Origin of the sequence: Pseudanabaena sp. FACHB-2040 (assembly GCF_014696715.1) — a bacterium.
GTDB lineage: Bacteria > Cyanobacteriota > Cyanobacteriia > Phormidesmidales > Phormidesmidaceae > JACVSF01.
The window spans coordinates 71,092-90,066 of record NZ_JACJQO010000001.1; the positions used below are offsets into that span (position 1 = coordinate 71,092).

Below are 18,975 nucleotides of genomic sequence, written 5' to 3' on the forward strand. Positions count from 1 at the left end.
CCGCTTTACTCACCACCCGCCTCAGTTGCCCTAGAACGAGCTGTCGTTGCCGTTGCCGTTACCGTTCTGAAAATTGTCTAGGAACGGGTTGCCGCTACCGTTGCCCTGAAAGCCTCGGATACCCAGCATATCTAGACTGGCTCTACAGGGTAAGTCAGCGGCTCGATCTCTTAGGGGCAAAGTGTCTTCGGTCAGTTCGACGGGAGTAAAGTCGCATACGTGCAGCCCAATCAGCTCGCGGCTATAGAGAGAGCCTCGGTAAAGCCGCAAATTGTAGCCAAAGTCTTTGGCCGACTGGCCCAAAGTGTTGATCACCCCGTACTGCTCAAAGTAGTTAAGCACGCTCCAGTACTGAGCATTGACCACGATATCCACAACCGGCAGGCTGTGCTCATCGGTCTGATAGGCTATCCACGAGCTGATCAGACGACGACCCCCCAATCGGTTTGGCAGCTGGTCTCGGTTGTACCAGAGACTAGGCGTGGACATCTCGATAGGTGAGATCATTTCATCGGTCTGCATCGAGTTCTGATCGATGCTGTCCCAGAAGGGCGAATCAGCTTGACCGGCAGCAGGAAATGTAGCCAAGAACTGATAAGTGCGATCGAGCCCCGAAGGCTCTGGTGCAGTCTGAGCTGCGCCAGGAACCGGTACCAGCACAACAGTGCCCAAGCTCAAGAACATGGCCCAACGCCAAGAGGTCGGCAGCAGGCCCGCAGGGTTGCAGCGGCTGGGCCAAAAATGGCTGACTCTAGAAAGCCAAGACATGGTGCCTCCAGAGGCGACAGGGCGTAGAAGAAAAGACAACTTACTAGCGTTTGAGTTCCCTCAAAGGTCTGATCTATCTAGATCTATTCTAATGGGGGTATCCGTCAAACTGCTGAAACAGGCTCGGCTCGGTCGCATTTAAGTCCTGCGGTAGGTTTATAGCAGCACCTTTCTCCCTTAAGGTAGGCGACTGAAGCTTAAATCCCTTCCCCCTAACGTGAGCGGAATGCGATTGATCTATCCCAGGTCTTGGTTCAGATGTAGCTTTCCTTGGCTGCTGAGTTATGGGGTAGCCCTATTAGCCGTAGCGCTGGCGCTGGTACTGACCTTATATCTACAGCAGGCCCTAGCGTTTCAGCTGTTTGCCATGTTCTATGTGGCTGTGGCCGTCAGCGCCTGGGCCGGTGGACTGGGGCCAGGTATCTTGGCAGCACTGCTGTCGGCTGGAGTGATTAATCATTTCCTCATCTACCCGCTGTACCAGCCTTCTCCAGGCGGCATCTATGGCTGGATTCGGCTGGGGGTGTTTTTGCTGGTGGCGCTGCCGATCGGTACGCTAAACGGCAATTTAAAGGTAGCCGAGCAGCGGATGCAGGCAGCTCTGCTGCAGCTACAGGAAAGTGAACAGCAGTATCGCCAGATCGTCGAGACGGCTAACGAAGGCATTTGGGTGATTGACCCCGAGGGCATCACGCTTTACGCCAATCCTCGCATGGGAGAAATCTTGGGCTGTGCAGCGGAGGATCTAGTCGGCCAGTCGGCCTTTGACTTTGTCTTTGAGGAAGATCAGCAGGAGGCCAAGCAGCGGTTTGCAGAGCGGTTGCAGGGGGTGCGATCGCGCAGTGAGTTTCGGCTGCGCCGCTGCGATCGCACTCCTGTCTGGATTCAAAATGGGATCAGTTTTTTAGAAGATGAGCAGGGCCGCTGCACCCGCATTCTCAACTTAGTCACCGATATCACTGAGCAAAAGCAGGTGGCCGACTCGGTGCGAGAGGGCGAACAGTACCTGTCGCTGGTGCTAGAGACAGGTAGGCTCGGGGCCTGGCAGCTCGATCTGCGCACTTTTGAGCTGCAGTCGTCAGCTCAGTTCAGGGCCAACCTAGGACAGCCCCTCGACACCGAACTTTCTCAACAGCAGGTGCTAGCGCTCATTCACCCAGAGGATCGGGAACGGGTAGAAGAGTCGGTGCGAGTTGCGATCGCAACCCGCACTGATTACGACATCGAATACCGCACCCGCTGGCCCGATGGCAGCCAGCACTGGCTTACCGCGCGGGGCCGCTGCTTCTACAACGACTGGGGTCACCCTTTGCGCATGGTAGGGGTGACGCTAGACGTGAGCGATCGCAAGCAGGTCGAAGAAGTGCTGCGGGCTAATGCCAACCTCTACCGCACCCTCAGCGACGTGGTGCCTGACTTTATCTGGTCCTGCAACGCCGAGGCCCGCATTGACTTCGGCAATGCCCGCTTGCTGGACTACATTGGCTACACCCTAGAGCAGATCAGTCAGGATCCCACCTTGATCAACCACCCTGAAGATCTGCCCCACCTACAGGCGGCCTGGGCAGATGCCCAAGCCCGAGGCGGATCCTGCGAAGTAGAATTTCGTATGCGCCGCCATGATGGCGTTTACCGCTGGTTTATCAGTCGGGCAGTGCCACTTAAAGACGAAGCGGGTCAAATCATCAAGTGGATTGGCACCACCACCGATATTCATGAGCGCAAACAGGCCGAAGAAGCGCTGCGGCACCGGGAAGAAGAACTGCGCCTGATCACCGATGCCGTGCCTGTCCTAATTTCCTACGTTGATGCCGACCAGCGCTACCGCTTCCACAACCGTAGCTACGAGATCTGGTTCGGCAAGCCTAGGGCAGAGATTTATGGCAAAACGCTCTGGGAAGTCTTAGGCGATGCTGCCTATGAGATCATTCACCCCTATGTGGAGCAGGTGCTTTCGGGGCAAGCTGTCTCCTTTGAGCAGTCGCTGCCCTACTCAGGCACAGACGGCCGCTTCGTTCAGGCCAGCTACATTCCCCGCTTCAATGACCACAATGAAGTAGAAGGCTTTGTAGCGCTAGTCAACGACGTTACTCAGCAGAAGCAGGCCGAACTGACCCAGCGCAGCCACCAAGAGCTGTTTCGTCTGGCCCATCTCGTCGGCGGCATCGGCACCTACGAATGGAGCCTGCAAACTGGCAACGTGTGGTGGAGCGAAGAAATGGAGCGGCTCTACGGCTTCACACCGGGCAGCTTTGGGGGCTGCTACGAAGACTGGCTGCAGATCCTCTACCCTGATGACCGAGAGGCCGCCGATCAGGCCGCTCAGCGCACAATTACAGCAGGAACAGACTTCGACACCAGCTTTCGCATTTTGCGGCCTGATGGCAGCTTGCGCTGGATCGCCGCCCGCGCCCGCATCTTTAGAGACAACCAGGGTCATCCGTTGCGCGTCGTCGGCGTCAATATGGACATCACCGAACGCAAGCAGGCCGAGGAAGCGTTGCGCTACAGCGAAGAACTATTTCGCCGCATGACCGAGACTCTAGAAGACGTGTTTTGGGTGGCCGAAACTCAGCCCACCTATCAGCTGCTCTATATTAGCCCTGGGTATGAGCAAATCTGGGGACACCCCCGCGAACAGATCTACGACAACCCCAAAGAGTGGCTAGAGGCCGTCTATTCCCCTGATCAAGAACCGCTAGGGGCAGGGTTGCTAGCGGATCTGAGTCAGCAGCACAGTCTGGAATTTCAGGTGGTTCACGCCGATGGCTCGGTGCGGTGGGTGCGCAACCGGACTTTTCCAATCCAGGAGGCCGACGGCAGCAGTCACCGGATTGCTGGCATTGCAGAAGATATTACAGAACGCAAGCAGGCAGAGGTCGCACTGCGCCAGAGTGAGGAGCAGTACCGCTTCTTAACCGAGGCCATTCCCCAACTGGTCTGGACTGCCGATGCAACAGGCCGCAACGAGTACGTCAACCAGCAAATGTGTGACTACATCGGCCTAACCCAGGAGCAGCTGCTGGCGCTTAGCTGGCAGGAAACCGTCCACCCAGACGATCGCGACAATGTTCTGCGGCAGTGGCTCAAGGCGACCCATGAGGCCAAACTCTACGAACTGGAGTATCGGCTGCGGCGAGCCGACGGGGTCTACCGCTGGCACCTGGTGCGGGCTGTGCCCTTTAAAGACAGCCAGGGCCAAGTAATTCGGTGGTTTGGCGCTGCGGTAGACATTCATGAAAAGAAAGCTGTGGAGGAGCAGCGCCTGCGGTTGCTGCAGCAGGAACAGATTGCCAGAGCCAATGCTGAGCGGGCCAATCGTATCAAGGACGAGTTTCTAGCGGTGCTGTCTCACGAGCTGAGATCGCCCCTCAACCCGGTTTTGGGCTGGGTCAAAATGCTGCTGCGGGGCACCCTCGAACCTGCCCGCCAGCAATATGCCCTAGAAACCATCGAACGCAACGTCAAACTACAGGTACAGCTAGTAGACGACCTGCTCGATGTTTCCCGCATTTTGCGCGGCAAGCTGAATCTGGAGATGGCCCCAGTAGATCTCCAGTCCACCCTCTTGGCCTCGATTGAAACCGTCCGTCTGGCTGCCGAGGCCAAAGCAATTTCTATTCACACCGACTTTGATCCACAGGTAGGGCCAGTACTGGGCGATGCCGGTCGCCTGCAGCAGGTGATCTGGAACTTGCTGTCAAATGCGGTTAAGTTTACGCCCAATGGTGGGCGAGTGGAGGTGAAGCTGGCATTGGGCACAGGTCAGGCGACAGAAGCAGACGGTGAAAGGCAGGAGGCATTTGCTCAAATTATCGTCACCGACACGGGTAAGGGCATTAGTCCCGCCTTTTTGCCCCACGTTTTTGAGCACTTCCGCCAGGAGGATGGGGCCACGACTCGCCAGTTTGGCGGGCTGGGGCTGGGACTTGCGATCGCACGCTACCTCAGTGAAATGCATGGCGGCCTAATTACAGCCGACAGCCCTGGTGAAGGCTTGGGTGCGACCTTTACCGTGCAGCTGCCGCTGGTGCCCCAAGCAGCTTCCCTACCCACGCCAGAAGCGCTCTCCCCTGGCAGTCTAGAGCCCCTACCGCTCCAGGGCATTCAGATCTTGATAGTCGATGATGATGACGACACTCGTGCCTGCAACCTGTTTGTGCTGGAGCAGGCAGGAGCCACCGTTACCCAGGCCAGTTCTGGGGAAGAAGCGCTTCATCAGTTTCAGCAATCTCCACCCGATCTCTTGATTTGCGATATCGGCATGCCTTACATGGACGGCTATCAGGTCATCCAAACTGTGCGCCAGATCGAAGCCAGTGCAGCCGTTGCTATGCAGGGCAAATCGTTGCCAGCCACGAGGCAGAGCACTCCAGCCGTTGCTTTAACTGCCTATGCTGGGGCCGCCTACCAACAGCGAGTCTTGGCTGCCGGGTTTCAGCACCATTTGTCTAAACCGGTCGATCCAGACGAGTTGATCAAAGCAGTTTTGCAGCTGATTAAAAGATAGATTTCTTAATGTTTGACTTCCTACTTTTTTCACTAAAAGAAAGTACGTCTTAAGCCCTATTTCTTTGGGATGAGAACGTTGGTTTTACGGCCAAAATTCGACTAATTTTCTTTGTTCAAGTAACGGTTTTTGCTTGACACAATTTACAAAAATTATCGATTTACCTTTTCTTAGGGCAGTCAGCTTTCTTATATCGGCATTAGTCGTTAAAGTGAGATTTAGAGGCGATTTCAGCAGCTAAAGAGCGCTAATTAAAGCTGAGGTTCAGCCGTTGAATCTTCTCCTTTGGCCAGTTAACTTTGGGCTGCCAACTACGGTACATTGTTGGCCGACCGTTAGAGCTGCAATCTTTCTAGATCTATCCTCTAGTCAGCTTTTTTAGTTCCGTGCCTTTGAATTTTCTAGCGTTTGAATTTTCCAATAGAGCTTTTAATTGTGTCATCAACAATAGAGCAACCGCTCAAGCCTGACCGAAACCAACCAAAATCATCGTGCTAAATAAGATTGAGTCTCTCATCAAGGCGATTGACTCACAAAATTTTTAGACTCGCAAGGGCGTCGAAACCCGCTATGAATCTTTTTTACCCAATTCACTTTTGAGAATCAGGACATTGAAATGACGGCCCAAATCAGCTCTCAAAAAACCGCTCTCAACCTGCGTCTGGTCGCGCCGCTCTCTGGTCAACTGGTGCCGCTGGAGCAAGTGCCCGACCCCGTCTTTGCCCAAAAGATGGTGGGCGACGGCATCTCCATTGACCCCCTCAGCCAAACGCTGCTGGCCCCCTATGCTGGAGAGATCATTCAGCTCCATCCCTCGCACCACGCCATTACCCTCAAGACGGCAGAAGGGATAGAAATCTTGATGCACATTGGCCTAGAAACCGTGGAGCTGCGCGGCCAGGGATTTACGCCCAAGGTCAAGCTAGGCGATCGGGTGCAGATGGGCGATGTGCTGATTGAGTTTGATGCCGACTACATTGCGCTCCACGCCAAGAGCCTGCTGACTCAAGTAGTGGTGACCAATAGCGATCGCATTGCCAGCTTTGCCTACCAGTCGGGCGGCGTTCACGCTGGCAGCGACATTTTTCTGGAGCTAACCCTGGGTAGTGAGGGCGCAGCTGTTCCTGAAGCAGGCTTTGGCGAACAGGTGACCTCTGAGCCGATCACCGTACCCAATCCCTCTGGGCTGCACGCCCGTCCGGCAGCGGTGCTGGTCAATATGGCCAAGCAATATCAGTCAAAGATCTGGCTGCAGCGGGGCGAAAACCGGGCTAATGCCAAGAGCGTAGTCGCCCTGATGGGCCTGCAGGTGGGCAATGGCGACACCGTCACTCTAGCCGCAGTTGGCCCTGATGCTCAGGCAGCTATTTCAGAGTTGACAGAGGCCGTTCGCTCTGGCTTGGGCGAGGAAGGGTCGGTTGCCGTTTCGGCCCCGGCCAGCATGGCCCAGTCTGACCTCAAAGCACCCGCCCCTCAGCCCCGATCCGAAGACCCGAACCTGATTTTGGGCAATGCCGCCTCTACGGGTCTAGCGGTAGGCAACACGGTGCGGCTGCGGCAGCAGCAGATTCAGGTAGCCGAAACAGGGGGTACACCGGAGCAGGAGCGAAGGAGGCTGGAGGATGCGATCGCAAAAGCCGCCCTCGAAATCGAATCCATTCGTGCCAACGTCCACTCTCAGGGCGACCCCAGCAAAGCCGCCATCTTCGCCGCCCACCAGGAGATTCTAGACGACCCCGAAATTTTAGACACAGCCACTCGCTGCATTCACAAGGGCAAGAGTGCCGCCTTTGCCTGGCAGCAGACCTACACCGCCCAAGCCGATCAGCTAGCGCAGCTAGGCAATGAACTGCTGGCCCAGCGGGCTAACGACGTGCGCGACGTAGGCCAGCGGGTGCTACGAATTCTCACTGGGGTAGAAACCACCCACCTCAAGTACCCCCACGACACCATTCTGCTAGCCGAAGACTTGACCCCCTCCGACATGGCCAGCCTGGATCGAGAGCGCGTAGTCGGCTTCTGCACCCTGACCGGCGGAGCGACCTCCCACGTAGCAATTTTGGCGCGGTCGATGGGCATCCCTGCGATCGCAGGGGCCGAGGCCCGTGTCCTCGACCTGCCCGATGGCACCCCCGTCATTCTCGACGGCACCCAGGGTACCCTGCGGCTGAATGCCCAAGCAGAAGAAATCGAGCGCATCCGAGGCCGCATTGCCCGCCAAAAAGCTCTGCGCGAAGCCGATCTGCAGACCGCCTTCGAACCCGCCATTACCCAAGATGGCCACCAAATTGAAGTCGCCGCCAATATCGGCAGCCTCAAAGACGCAGAAGAAAGCGTGGCCCTAGGAGCCGAAGGCGTTGGCCTGCTGCGCACCGAGTTTGTTTTCCTCGATCGGCCCAAAGCCCCTAGCGAAGACGAGCAAACCGGCATCTACCGCAGCATGCTAGAGGTACTCGGCCCCGACCGCCCCATGATCCTCCGCACGCTGGATGTGGGCGGTGACAAGCCTCTGCCTTACCTAGCCATGCCCCACGAAGAAAACCCCTTCCTCGGCGAGCGCGGCATTCGCCTCGGCTTTGACCAGCCAGAACTCCAGCGCACCCAGTTCCGCGCCGCCCTGAGAGCCGCCAGTGCCGGACACCTACGGATCATGTTCCCCATGATTGGCCGCCTCGAAGAGATCCGAATGGCTAAGGCCATGCTGGAAGAAGAACGCCAGCGGCTAGGCGTGCCCCCGATCGAAATCGGCATCATGATCGAAGTGCCCTCCGCAGCCGTTATGGCCGAACAGCTAGCCCAGGAAGTCGATTTCTTCTCCATCGGCACCAACGACCTAACCCAATACACCCTGGCGATGGATCGAGGCCACCCCAAACTAGCGCCCCAAATCGACGGTCTCCACCCCGCCGTCCTGCGTCTGATCGACTACACCGTCAAAGGCGCTGACCGCCACGGCAAATGGGTCGGCATCTGCGGCGGCCTCGGCAGCGACCCCCAAGCCATTCCCCTCCTAATCGGCCTCGGCATCAAAGAACTCAGCGTCAGCGTCGCCAGCATTCCCGGCATCAAGTCGCAGATTCGTCGCCTGAGTCTCGCCCACTGCCGTGATCTAGCTGCCAGAGCGCTGGATATGGGCACAGCGGCAGAAGTGCGATCGCTAGTGCCTTGGGCGGAGGGTTAGATAGGGAAGACGCGGGGACACGGGGACGCGGGGACGCGGAGAACAGAAGGTAAGCATTAAACATATCTTCTGGTATTAGGCTCCGCCTAGGAACGAGAGTGTCGCCCCGCGTCCCCGCGTCTCCCCCTCTCCGCGTCATCTTCCTCTTCCCCACCTCCCCAATCCTCCCCACCTCCCCAATCCTTCCCTTCCCCACCTCTCTTCACCCTTTCATCCCTTCAGCGAATCATGAAAAACCTATGGAATAGAGCCTTCGGCCTGCTGCAGCAGATGGGTAAAGCCCTCATGCTGCCAGTTTCAGTGCTGCCTATCGCAGGCATTCTCCTCGGGCTGGGCAGCGCCCGTTTGATTGAGCTGCAGCAAATTGAGGAAGGCGTGCTGCAAAGCGCCAAGTTCTGGTGGCTGCCGGAGTGGCTGGCTGGCATTATGCGGGCTTCGGGCGATGCTATTTTTGGCAGTTTGCCGCTGTTATTTGCGATCGCAGTGGCAATCGGCTTTACTGCCAATGACGGGGTTTCGGCCCTGGCGGCGACGGTGGGCTTTTTTGTATTTCTGGCAACGCTGGGCACTGTGGCAACAGCGAACGGCCTAGAGACTGAGCCGATTTTGGGGATTGAGACCCTCAATACGGGGGTCTTTGGCGGTTTGATCATGGGCTGTGTGGCCGCCTACCTGTTCAACAAGTTCTACCGAATTAAGCTGCCTCAGTACTTGGGCTTCTTCGCCGGAAAGCGGTTTGTCCCGATCATCACGGGTATCACCGCGATTGTGGTGGGCCTGATCATGAGCCTGATCTGGCCGCCGATTGGGGCTGCGATCAACAACTTTGCCCAAGCGGCTGCAGAAGGAAGCAACGTGCCGGTCACAGTGGCGCTCTATGGTTTTGTGGAGCGGCTGCTGATTCCCTTCGGGCTGCACCATATTTGGAACGTGCCCTTCTTCTTTGAGATTGGTTCTTTTACAGACCCGATTACGGGCCGGGAGGTGGCAGGCGACATTACCCGCTTCTTTGCCGGAGACCCAACGGCAGGCATTCTAGGCGGGGCCTACTGGTTCAAGATGTTTGGGTTGCCAGCAGCTGCGATCGCAATTTGGCACACCGCCAAACCTCAGAACCGCAAGCAGGTAGGCGGCATCATGATTTCCGCTGCCCTAACCTCTTTCCTGACGGGCATTACTGAGCCGATTGAGTTCTCCTTTGTCTTTGTCGCTCCGGTTCTCTTTCTGCTGCACGCGGTGCTAGCCGGATTTGCCGACTTTCTGTTTGTCACCCTTGGCGGGCGGATGGGCTTTACCTTCTCCCACGGGTTTATTGACTTTTTCCTGTTCTACAACCTGGGCACCCGCGTCTGGCTGATTCTGGCCTTTGGTCCACTGTTTGCTGCCCTCTATTACTTCGTCTTCCGCTTTGCAATTAAGTCCCTCAATCTCAATACCCCTGGCCGCGAAGAAGAGCAGGTAACCGGTGAAAACGTAGCGAGCAACTTGCCTCAAGATGCCGCTGCCATGTCTAAAGAGCTGGTGCTGGCCTTCGGCGGACGCAGCAATATCAACACCCTCGATGCCTGTATTACCCGACTGCGGGTCGGCGTCAAAGATATGGGCAAGGTCAACATGGCTCGACTCAAAGCCCTAGGCGCTTCGGGTGTGCTGCAGGTGGGCAACAATGCCCAGGCCATTTTCGGCCCCCGCTCAGAAAACCTGAAGACCGACATGAGCGAATACCTCAAAACCGCTGGTCCCGAAGCCGATGTGGTCGAGACACCCATGCCTCAGGAAAAGCTGTCTACTGCTGAACCTGTGAAGGTAGAGCGAGATCCCCACGCAGCAGAAAAAGCCGAGCGCATGGTTGCAGCCCTAGGAGGTGCCGATAACATCCGAACCGTGGATTCGGTGGCGCTCACCCGCATCCGCGTGGAGGTTTCTGATCCTGGTATTGTCAATGACCAGGAGTTGGTTGCTGCGGGCGTTCAGGGCATCATGCGCCTGCACGATCAGGTCTTCCACCTAGTGGTGGGCCTGAGCTCTGAACAGTACGCAGGCGAAATTGCCAAGCGAATGCATCCCCGCGTTTAAAGCTCAGGTAGAACGAATAAGCTGCACGCTTCTTAAAGAGGTGTGCAGCTTAAATGCAGCAGATTTGGATGAATTTAGGGCATTTTCCGCCCCAGGGGTGAGGAAAGGAGAGGGCTGCCTACATAGGGTGAGAAGTGCATGCTGGGCTACAAATTTTGGCTAGCTCCTTAGGTCCTTTACTCAAAGCACAAGGGCTGGATCAGCCCAGCCAACGTCGTCGAGTATTTAGGAAACCCTATGACTAACTTTAATTCCACGTGGAAAGGGCTTGTGGCGGCTGGGCTAACTGCCGCCCTAGCAGGAGCTGCAGGACTTCACCCTGCTAGAGCGGCAGTGACCCCTAACCCACTGCCTAATCAAACGACAGCCGCTGAGCCGCTGCTGCTAAGCCAGACCAATACTGAAATCAGCGAGAACGTGCAGCTGATTGGGCAGTGCCGCCAAGCCAATCGCGCTGTTGAAGTCTTCTCAACATCTGCATTAGGTCCGGATACCAGCCGGGTAGGCACCTTAACAGACAATTCAGAGGTCTTTTTGACTGGGGTAATAGCCCCTGGACGGGCCCAGGTTCATCGACCCGATCTAGATTTAGTGGGCTGGGTTAATGCCGCCTTTCTAGCCGGTTGTGCCACCGCCACTCCCACTCCTCCTGTAACAACCCAACGAGCCTGTTATCGAATGGAGGTAGCGCTCTCTGTCCGCACAGAACCCGCTGTTAATGCCCCCTTGGTGGGTACGACCAGCGTTGGACAAGTGCTATTTGCCACAACCAGTCCTCCTAACGTCGTAGCGACTGCAGCAGGAGCGCCTAACTTTGCCCGCGAATGGGTGCAGGTTACTTTTGAAGGCACTCCCCGCTGGATCGCTCGAACAGGCCCCAACCAAATTGGCAGCAATGTGACTCAGCTACCAGCCGCCCAGTGTGCCCAGTAGCTCATTGCACAAGTCGGCTGACAGAAATTAGAGGATTAGGGTGCAGCGGTCTTTGTCTTTGAGCTAGGCATGACCATTGCACCTAACTTTAAGCTTCAGCGTTAACCTAAACCCATCCGAATTTCTCCTAAACTGCAAAAGTCCTTTGTCGGTGAACGATCTTCATGCGCCTCATCATTGACAACGAGGTTGGCACTTGGGCAGCAGCATACGTAAAACAGCAAATCCTTGAGTTTGCTCCCACCACAGATCGGCCCTTTGTCTTGGGATTGCCGACGGGCGGCACACCGCTGGGCCTGTACCGCAAGCTGGTGGAGTTTCACCAGCAGGGAGAACTGAGCTTCAGGCACGTAGTGACCTTCAATATGGATGAATATGTAGGGTTGCCAGACAACCACCCCCAGAGCTACCACGCCTACATGTTCAAACATTTTTTTGACCACATCGATATTCCGCGCCATCAGATTCACATTCTCGACGGCAATGCTCCTGATCTAAAGACCGAGTGCGCCGCCTACGAAGCCGCTATTAAGAGCTTTGGCGGCATTAATTTGTTTATTGGTGGCGTGGGAGAAGATGGGCACATCGCCTTTAACGAACCTGGATCTTCTCTAAAGTCGCGCACTCGGCTTCAACGCCTCACCTACAGCACCCGCCTCGCCAATGCTCGCTTCTTTGGCAACAGTATCGATCACGTCCCTGTAATGGCTCTCACTGTGGGAGTCGGTACGATCATGGATGCTGCTGAGGTGATGGTGCTTGTCAAAGGCTATCGCAAGGCCCTAGCCGTGGCCCATGCCATTGAAGCTGGGGTTAACCATATGTGGACAGTTTCGGCCCTACAGCTCCACCCCTGCGCCCTGATAGTCTGCGATGAAGACGCCACAATGGAGTTGAAGGTGAAAACCGTTCGCTACTTCAAGGAGTGGCAAGACTCGCTAAACACACTTGAGTAGGCCGCCATTTATGAGCGACTTACATCCTCTGACTAGACTTTCATTAGCCAATTCCCATAACCCTATGTACGCGCTCACCCACTGTCTGCTCTACACGGGCAACCGTGAACTGAAAGGTCATGCCCTGATTGTGGAGGGAAGCAAAATCCTTGATATTGTGCCCGAGGAACGTTTGGGTCAAGACTTTCAAACGTTGGACTGCCAGGGCTATGGGGTTGCTCCTGGCTTTATTGACCTGCAGCTCAATGGCTGCGGCGGCGTTATGTTTAATGATGCCATTGCGGCAGAAACCCTGGATGTGATGCACCGCACCAACCTCAAGAGCGGCACCACCAGCTTTTTGCCAACGCTGATCACCACCTCAGATGAGGCGATGCAAACCGCTATTGAGGTGGTGCAAACCTACCGTCAGAGCCACGCCGACAGCGTTTTAGGCCTGCATCTAGAGGGACCCTATCTCAACCCCAAGCGCAAGGGCATTCACGATGGTCGCTATGTGAGGCAGCCTGAGGCTGAAATGGTGAGTGCGATCGCAAAAGCTGGCCCCGACGTTGTCAAGCTCGTCACCCTGGCCCCTGAGCAAACGCCCTTAGAGCAGATTCGTCAGCTCACAGCAGCGGGTATTTTGGTATCTGCAGGCCATACCGATGCCACCTTCGAAGAAGCGATGGCGGGCTTTGATGCCGGTGTTCAAATGGTGACCCACCTGTTTAACGCCATGTCGCCCTGGCAGGGCCGCGAACCTGGCATGGTTGGGGCCACCTTTAGCCGGGGCAACGTCTATGCCGGTATCATTGTCGACGGGCACCACGTCCACTTTGCCTCGGTGCGCCTGGCTCAAAAAATCTTGCGAGACAAGCTGGTTTTGGTGACCGACGCCACGCCCCCTGTCGGCACACAAATGGAGTCTTTCACTATCGGCGGGCAAGAGGTATTTTACCAAAACGGCAAATGCGTCTCGGCCGAAGGCACCCTAGGCGGCTCAGCCCTAACGATGATCGAAGCGGTAGCTAACTGTGTTCGCCATGTCGGCATTTCTTTGGGAGAAGCCCTGCGCATGGCCACTCTCAACCCTGCCCGCGCCATCGGCTGTGACGATCGGCTGGGTCTACTAGCCCCCAGCTACCGGGCCAACTTAGTCCTGTTCAACACTGAGTTTGCTGTCATGGGAGTGATGGATCAGGGCCACCTTCATGCCTTTTCCCCCCATTTAGCTGCTGCTGGTAAAGCAATGCCCGTAAATACGCTGTAGCGACAGAATCAGCGGGCCCAGACCCCACCGACTCAATGGCTAGCTTTGCGTTTGCGCAGCACCACCCAAGCTACAGACAGCCCCAGCAGCCCCAGGATGACAACAGCTGAAACGGGCTGAATGTATCGGCTAACGGCCTCGTAGTGGCTGCCTAGAAAGTAACCTGCGATCGCAAGTCCACTCACCCAAATCACCGTTCCCACCAGCGAATAGGCCAAATAGGGAAGCAACCGCATGCGGCTAATACCCGCCGGAATCGAAACATAAGTGCGAATTCCCGGCACCATCCGGGCCAGCAGCACCACCCAATAGCCCTGACGGTGGTTAAACCAGTTAGTGGCTTTGCTAATGTCCTTAGACGAAATCGCCAGCCAATGACCATGGCGATCAGCCCAGTGCATTAGCCGCTCCTGCCCAACATACTTACCCACAAAATACCAGGGCAGCGTACCCGCCACCGAACCCGCAGCGCCCGCTGCTACTACCAACCAAAATTTCAAATCGCTTTGACTCGCCGCAAACCCAGACAGCGGCATTACCACCTCTGAAGGGATAGGCGGCAAAACATTTTCTAAAAACATCAGAGCCAAAATGCCCCAATACCCCAATGTCTCAACGATACGGGTAATCCAATCAAGCATAGTCGGAAGCTAAACCGTTGCGAACCCGCACCGGACACAAGTATTACCTGCATGTTAAGAGATTTTGAGCAGGGCTCACTCTGTTAAAAGAGGCAAACTAGACTGTAGCCTAGTAAAATCGGGGTCCAACAACCAGAGGCCCAAATCAACAGCGACCTCTATACCTGTATACAGATACACAAACCCAAAGCAGACCCCAAAATAGGAATGTAGCTTACAAGCTTTTGCTAAATTCTCACGCCTGTTCAGTCTGTCTTGAAGGGAGGGTTGAACTAGAAGCGTGAAGGTCTTTAAAGGAGGTAAGCGTCCACCGGGGTAGTGGACGCCTTGCGTCTTTTCCGTAAGGGTGACGATTAAACGTCATCCCCATTTAAGAAAAATCTCTTGGGCAGAGCATCTCCCTAAAGAGGTATTTGTCGCTATTTCTGGTGCTGACCTCCTATGCTCAACCCTTATGCCCTGCCTTGGCCAGAGCTTCTAGCAAGGCTCCTGCTAGCCCTGTTGCTGGGATCGGTCGTGGGGCTAGACCGAGAACTGGGCCAAAAATCAGCCGGACTACGTACCAATATGCTGGTTAGTCTGGGCACTGCCCTATTCATCTTGAGCACGGTGCAGAGCGGTACCACCGAGACTTCATCAGACGCCCTACCGCGCGTCATCCAGGGGGTAGCGACAGGGGTAGGCTTTGTCGGGGCGGGGTCTATTTTCCAACGTGACCGGGTACACGGCCTCACTTCTGCTGCCGCTATTTGGGTTTCTGCCGCAGTTGGGGTAGCCGCCGCTTTGGGGCAATGGCAACTAGGTCTAATAGGCGTTACTTTAACGCTGATTACCCTACGAGTTTTTAAGTGGGTTGAATCAGCTATTAAATAGCGGCTAGGCAACTACTTGACCCATTGTCGCTAACTCAGTGAGGTTTTTGTCGCCGAACGGTCACTTAGCTACTGTCATTGAATTGATGCATGAGTCTTTAGCGTTGAAGCGATTGACCACTTCAGGCACACCATAAAATTTGTGAATCAGACTCTAGCCAGTCATTAATCTAAAAAAATTCACAGTCCTTCTACCAGCTTCTACATCCTTTGTGTAGGCCTCATCACTGCGGATGAACCCGCTCGCTCACAAAGAAATAGTGCGACTCAGTAAACCAGTCCAGCCGAAAATGGGTATCTTACTCAAGACAGAGCTTGATCTAAAATAGAAGCTACACCAAAACCCCACATAGCTAAGGGAAGTGTAAATCTCTGCACAGAATCTAAAAATAAGATAAAGTATTTTGAGTTGAGCGGTGAGCATGGCTGAACCGTATTGGTTTAGTTCAGCGCTGTGACTGATATACGAGTCTTTTATGTGCATCTGGTTTGCCGCCCTTATCCTTCCTTCCAGTTCTTTGCTGGCAGGCTGAGGTTTCTGTCCGGAAAGAGCCAGTTCTTTAAGTGCCGTCCATAGACAAAGTTTGCCACTTAAGGAAATGCCTCGATTTTCGAGTCACAACTGCCCCTTATTCTGGCCCAGCCCCTCGACTGCACTATGGATATTTCTTCTGATAGGGATAGAGTTTCCCTACAGCCGTTAGCAGCTAGCTACTCAGACGCCTCTACATTTAGGGCGTTTAAGCCGCCTGTCGTACTTGTTGTAGATGACGATGCTGATAATCTTCAGCTAGCATGCTACATCGTCGAGCAGGCAGGCTACGTAGCCCTCAGTGCAGGTAGCGGCAAAGACGCCTTGGTCCAAGTTCAGGAACACGAGGTTCACCTAGTTCTGCTGGACATTGTGCTACCCGATATGGATGGCTTTCAGGTTATCAAGCAGCTACAGCAGCGGTTTTCAGGGCAGCTGATGCCGGTAGTGGCTTTGACGGCTCTAGCCACCGAGTCAGAGCGGCTCCAAATGATAGATGCTGGCTTTAGCAGCTTTCTCTGCAAGCCCTATGCTATTGATGACCTAGAAGCCATTTTGGGTCAGTATTGCCCGCTTTCAGGTTTAGCCTCTCTACAAACTGTAGCTCGCTAGTTTAGAGGCAGGTTCGGTTTTACACTCGTTTAGTATTTATATCAGCAGCTAGGGTTGATCCTTCTTAGGTTCAGCCAGCTTTAGCGTGAGGCCGCTTGGGGAGTTCGTAGGGTAGGCGCTCTTTCCAAGATGATGATCATGCCACCTCGTCCAGTATTGATCGTGACGTCACTCAAAAAATCTAAAACGGCAACCCCTAAGATGTCTTCAACTAACTCTTGCAGGTGAGGCCGGATAATTTCATCTATCCGTAGGCGAATCTGCTCCACTAGGGCAATATCGCCGCTGTCATTGAGGAGCTTTTCAGGTTGAGTCACAACGTCTTCAATCACCACCGTGAGTCTGTTATCAGATAACTGGCAGTTTACTCGAGCGGGCTGGTGATTGAGCTGGCTTCTATAGAGCCCATTAATTCTCTGGGCTAGTTCTCGCTCTAGCTGCCCTGCTGTGAGGTTTGTAAGATTTTTTGCCATACAGGTGATTTGAGATATTGATCGAACCTCTTTCCTAGATACGCCTGCACCTTGGCAAGCTGGTCAGAAAAAGAGATGAGTATGAATTTATTAGACAGACCTTCTCTAATCCTATGGCTCAGTCTGCCATAGCTTCAGGTCGTCTCCCTCTACCTCAGGTCTGAATGGCAGAGGCCGCTTTTTTAACCATTTCTACCAAGCAATTTCAGCCCCACGGGTGAGCCCGTTTGGGGAAGAACTCCTGAAGATGGGTCTGTACCGAGCAAAATTGCTCGATCTACTAGGAATGTCACTATGAAGATGATTGAAAACTCTCTAAAGTTTGCAAAAGGTCTACTGCAGCAGTTCTCCAAAGTAGCGCTGGTGGGCGTTGTATTGGTCAGCCTAGGCTGGATGGCACTACCTGCCCAAGCCATGCCGATGACTGCAGGGATGCCTAACCTGATTGCAACGGGTTCTCGTGCCGCAGGCAATGTGGAGATGGACCGGGCCAAAGGGGAAGTTGACCGCATGTGGGGCGAAGGCAGCCACGAAAGCGTGGAAGGAAAAGTTGAAGAAACCCTGGGCTCTGCTAAGCGCCGGGTAGGTGAGATAACCGACAACAACGAAATGCAAACCCGAGGTGCTGGCAATGAGCTGAAAGGCCGTGCTCAGTACAACAAGGGTCGCGCTGAGTCTGCCGTTGAAGATGTACGTGAGCAAGCAGAAGACACCACGCAAGGCATTATCGACAACGTCAAGGATATCTTCCGTTAGGCTTTGGTTTTGATTTCTGCTGTAGAGGCGTGATACATCGCGTCTCTACAAACGCATTGAGGAACATAAAAAGCAAAAGGAGAGTGCGATCGCACTCTCCTTTTATGCACAAGTACAGCCCAAAAATCAGCTGGGGCGAGTGTGTCCTAAACCCACACTCGCCCCAGCTATTAAGTGTTATTTGAGTAGAGCTGAGGCTAGCGAATTAGCCCTGAGCGCAGCGCTCTCACAGCCGCCTGGGTGCGGTCATTAACACAGAGCTTATTGAGGATGCTGCGAACGTGAGTTTTCACCGTACCCACCGTGATATAGAGCTTTTCAGAGATGTCTGCATTGCTGCAGCCTGCTGCAATCAGCTCTAGGATTTCAAGTTCGCGGCTGGTTAGGGGGTAAGTCTCAATCAGTTGCTTGTACTCAGGCGCAACTGCCTGAATCTCCACCGTTGCCATTTCTCCGGCTCCACCGCCAACCCCTGCAGGCTGTCTGACTTCCCGCAGCACGATATTGGCAATGGTCGGGTCAATCCAGCTGTGGCCATTGGCAGTTTCTCTGACCGCATTGACCAAATCCTCAGTGCTCACTCCCTTGGTGCAATAAGAGTCAGCACCTGCTCCAAAGGCTGCCAGCACAACTTCTTCGCTGTCGTGCATGGTTAGAATCAGCACCTTGGTCTCCCGAGGATCTTCTGCTTCAGCCTGAGATTGCCGAATGCGCCGAGTCAGTTCAATGCCGTCCATGTCCGGCAAGCCGACATCTACAATAGCAACGTCAGGGCGAGTCGTCTGAATTAGATGCAGACCCCGTGTGCCGTTTGCAGCTTCTCCCAGGAACTCCATGCCCTCCTGGTGCTGTAGCGCCGTTCGCAATCCCATGCGGGTTAAATCGTGATCTTCAATCAGTGCAACACGAACGGTTTCCATGCTAGTTCTCCAACAGTAATTTAATCGGGGTGCGCTACTGAGCGCTTAAAAGAGATTTAAAGCTGCTGTCAGCCTTCCGTCTGCCTTTTGGCCTTGACTAACGGCAATACTCCTGATTCAGAAAATGTCTAAGAAGGGTTTAGACCTTTTAGTTAGACCGTCTAGAGTGAGGGCAAATATAGGTGACTTAGAAGCGGTCTAATCCGATATAGGATTGCAATTAACAAACTGACAGGGCATCTCCCTCATGGTAGATGTTGCCCAATGGCCTCACTGACAATCTTACAGTATCACTCAAGCCGCAGCCGAACTGAAGTCTGCTTTTTACAAAGAAGGCTTCACACAACCCCAAAAGGCACCAAAAAAACTTCATATAGTTCCCCTGACTATTTAGACTCTCTCTTAAGGCAGATCCTTCTATATTTGTCAGTTAACTATTCTTGTAGTGGTGACACCTTGGGTTATGTAGTGTTGGTTACAGGAGCCAATCTAA

At 54.5% G+C, this 18,975-nt stretch carries 13 protein-coding genes; 9 read left to right on the forward strand and 4 right to left on the reverse strand.

Translation table 11 applies throughout. From position 1 onward, the window contains the following. Window positions 1-30: 30 nt before the first annotated feature. The gene (locus H6G13_RS00310; protein ID WP_190480985.1) at window positions 31-768 is read right to left on the reverse strand and encodes a hypothetical protein; all 738 of its coding nucleotides are present in this window, start codon (window positions 766-768) and stop codon (window positions 31-33) included. A gap of 226 nt (window positions 769-994) precedes the next feature. Between H6G13_RS00310 and H6G13_RS00315 the strand changes: the two genes are divergently transcribed. The 6 genes from H6G13_RS00315 to nagA all read left to right on the forward strand — a co-directional run bounded on the left by H6G13_RS00315 (window position 995) and on the right by nagA (window position 13,676). Continuing rightward, on the forward strand, window positions 995-5,278 hold the full coding sequence (locus H6G13_RS00315) for a PAS domain S-box protein (protein WP_190480987.1): 4,284 nt from the start codon (window positions 995-997) through the stop codon (window positions 5,276-5,278). 616 nt (window positions 5,279-5,894) lie between these two features. Beyond that, a complete protein-coding gene (gene ptsP / locus H6G13_RS00320; protein WP_190480989.1) occupies window positions 5,895-8,459 on the forward strand; it encodes a phosphoenolpyruvate--protein phosphotransferase in 2,565 nt (854 codons plus the stop codon). A gap of 228 nt (window positions 8,460-8,687) precedes the next feature. Then, the gene (gene ptsG, locus H6G13_RS00325; RefSeq protein ID WP_190480991.1) at window positions 8,688-10,535 is read left to right on the forward strand and encodes a glucose-specific PTS transporter subunit IIBC; all 1,848 of its coding nucleotides are present in this window, start codon (window positions 8,688-8,690) and stop codon (window positions 10,533-10,535) included. 237 nt (window positions 10,536-10,772) lie between these two features. Beyond that, window positions 10,773-11,468: a hypothetical protein gene (locus H6G13_RS00330; protein WP_190480993.1), complete on the forward strand. Its 696-nt coding sequence runs from the start codon at window positions 10,773-10,775 to the stop codon at window positions 11,466-11,468. A gap of 164 nt (window positions 11,469-11,632) precedes the next feature. Beyond that, a complete protein-coding gene (gene nagB, locus H6G13_RS00335; protein ID WP_190480995.1) occupies window positions 11,633-12,424 on the forward strand; it encodes a glucosamine-6-phosphate deaminase in 792 nt (263 codons plus the stop codon). Window positions 12,425-12,488: 64 nt separating this feature from the next. After that, the gene (nagA, locus tag H6G13_RS00340) at window positions 12,489-13,676 is read left to right on the forward strand and encodes an N-acetylglucosamine-6-phosphate deacetylase (RefSeq protein ID WP_190480997.1); all 1,188 of its coding nucleotides are present in this window, start codon (window positions 12,489-12,491) and stop codon (window positions 13,674-13,676) included. A 32-nt stretch (window positions 13,677-13,708) separates the two neighbouring features. Here nagA and H6G13_RS00345 read toward each other — a convergent pair whose 3' ends face one another. Next, complete coding sequence (locus tag H6G13_RS00345) at window positions 13,709-14,317, reverse strand: DedA family protein (protein WP_190480999.1); 609 nt, start codon at window positions 14,315-14,317, stop codon at window positions 13,709-13,711. 441 nt (window positions 14,318-14,758) lie between these two features. Between H6G13_RS00345 and H6G13_RS00350 the strand changes: the two genes are divergently transcribed. Then, window positions 14,759-15,190: an MgtC/SapB family protein gene (locus tag H6G13_RS00350; protein ID WP_190481001.1), complete on the forward strand. Its 432-nt coding sequence runs from the start codon at window positions 14,759-14,761 to the stop codon at window positions 15,188-15,190. A 657-nt stretch (window positions 15,191-15,847) separates the two neighbouring features. Next, entirely contained in the window at window positions 15,848-16,333 is a 486-nt protein-coding gene (locus tag H6G13_RS00355; protein WP_190481004.1) for a response regulator, read from the forward strand. An 80-nt stretch (window positions 16,334-16,413) separates the two neighbouring features. On the opposite strand, the gene H6G13_RS00360 is transcribed toward H6G13_RS00355, so the two are convergent. Next, window positions 16,414-16,806 carry a DUF2294 domain-containing protein gene (locus tag H6G13_RS00360; protein WP_190481006.1) on the reverse strand — a complete coding sequence of 131 codons (393 nt, stop codon included), beginning with the start codon at window positions 16,804-16,806 and terminating at the stop codon, window positions 16,414-16,416. 294 nt (window positions 16,807-17,100) lie between these two features. Between H6G13_RS00360 and H6G13_RS28255 the strand changes: the two genes are divergently transcribed. Next, the gene (locus H6G13_RS28255) at window positions 17,101-17,562 is read left to right on the forward strand and encodes a CsbD family protein (RefSeq protein ID WP_199305649.1); all 462 of its coding nucleotides are present in this window, start codon (window positions 17,101-17,103) and stop codon (window positions 17,560-17,562) included. A gap of 197 nt (window positions 17,563-17,759) precedes the next feature. Here the strand turns inward: H6G13_RS28255 and H6G13_RS00370 are convergent, their stop codons facing one another. Next, entirely contained in the window at window positions 17,760-18,482 is a 723-nt protein-coding gene (locus H6G13_RS00370) for a response regulator transcription factor (protein WP_190481008.1), read from the reverse strand. Between the last annotated feature and the right edge of the window lie 493 nt (window positions 18,483-18,975).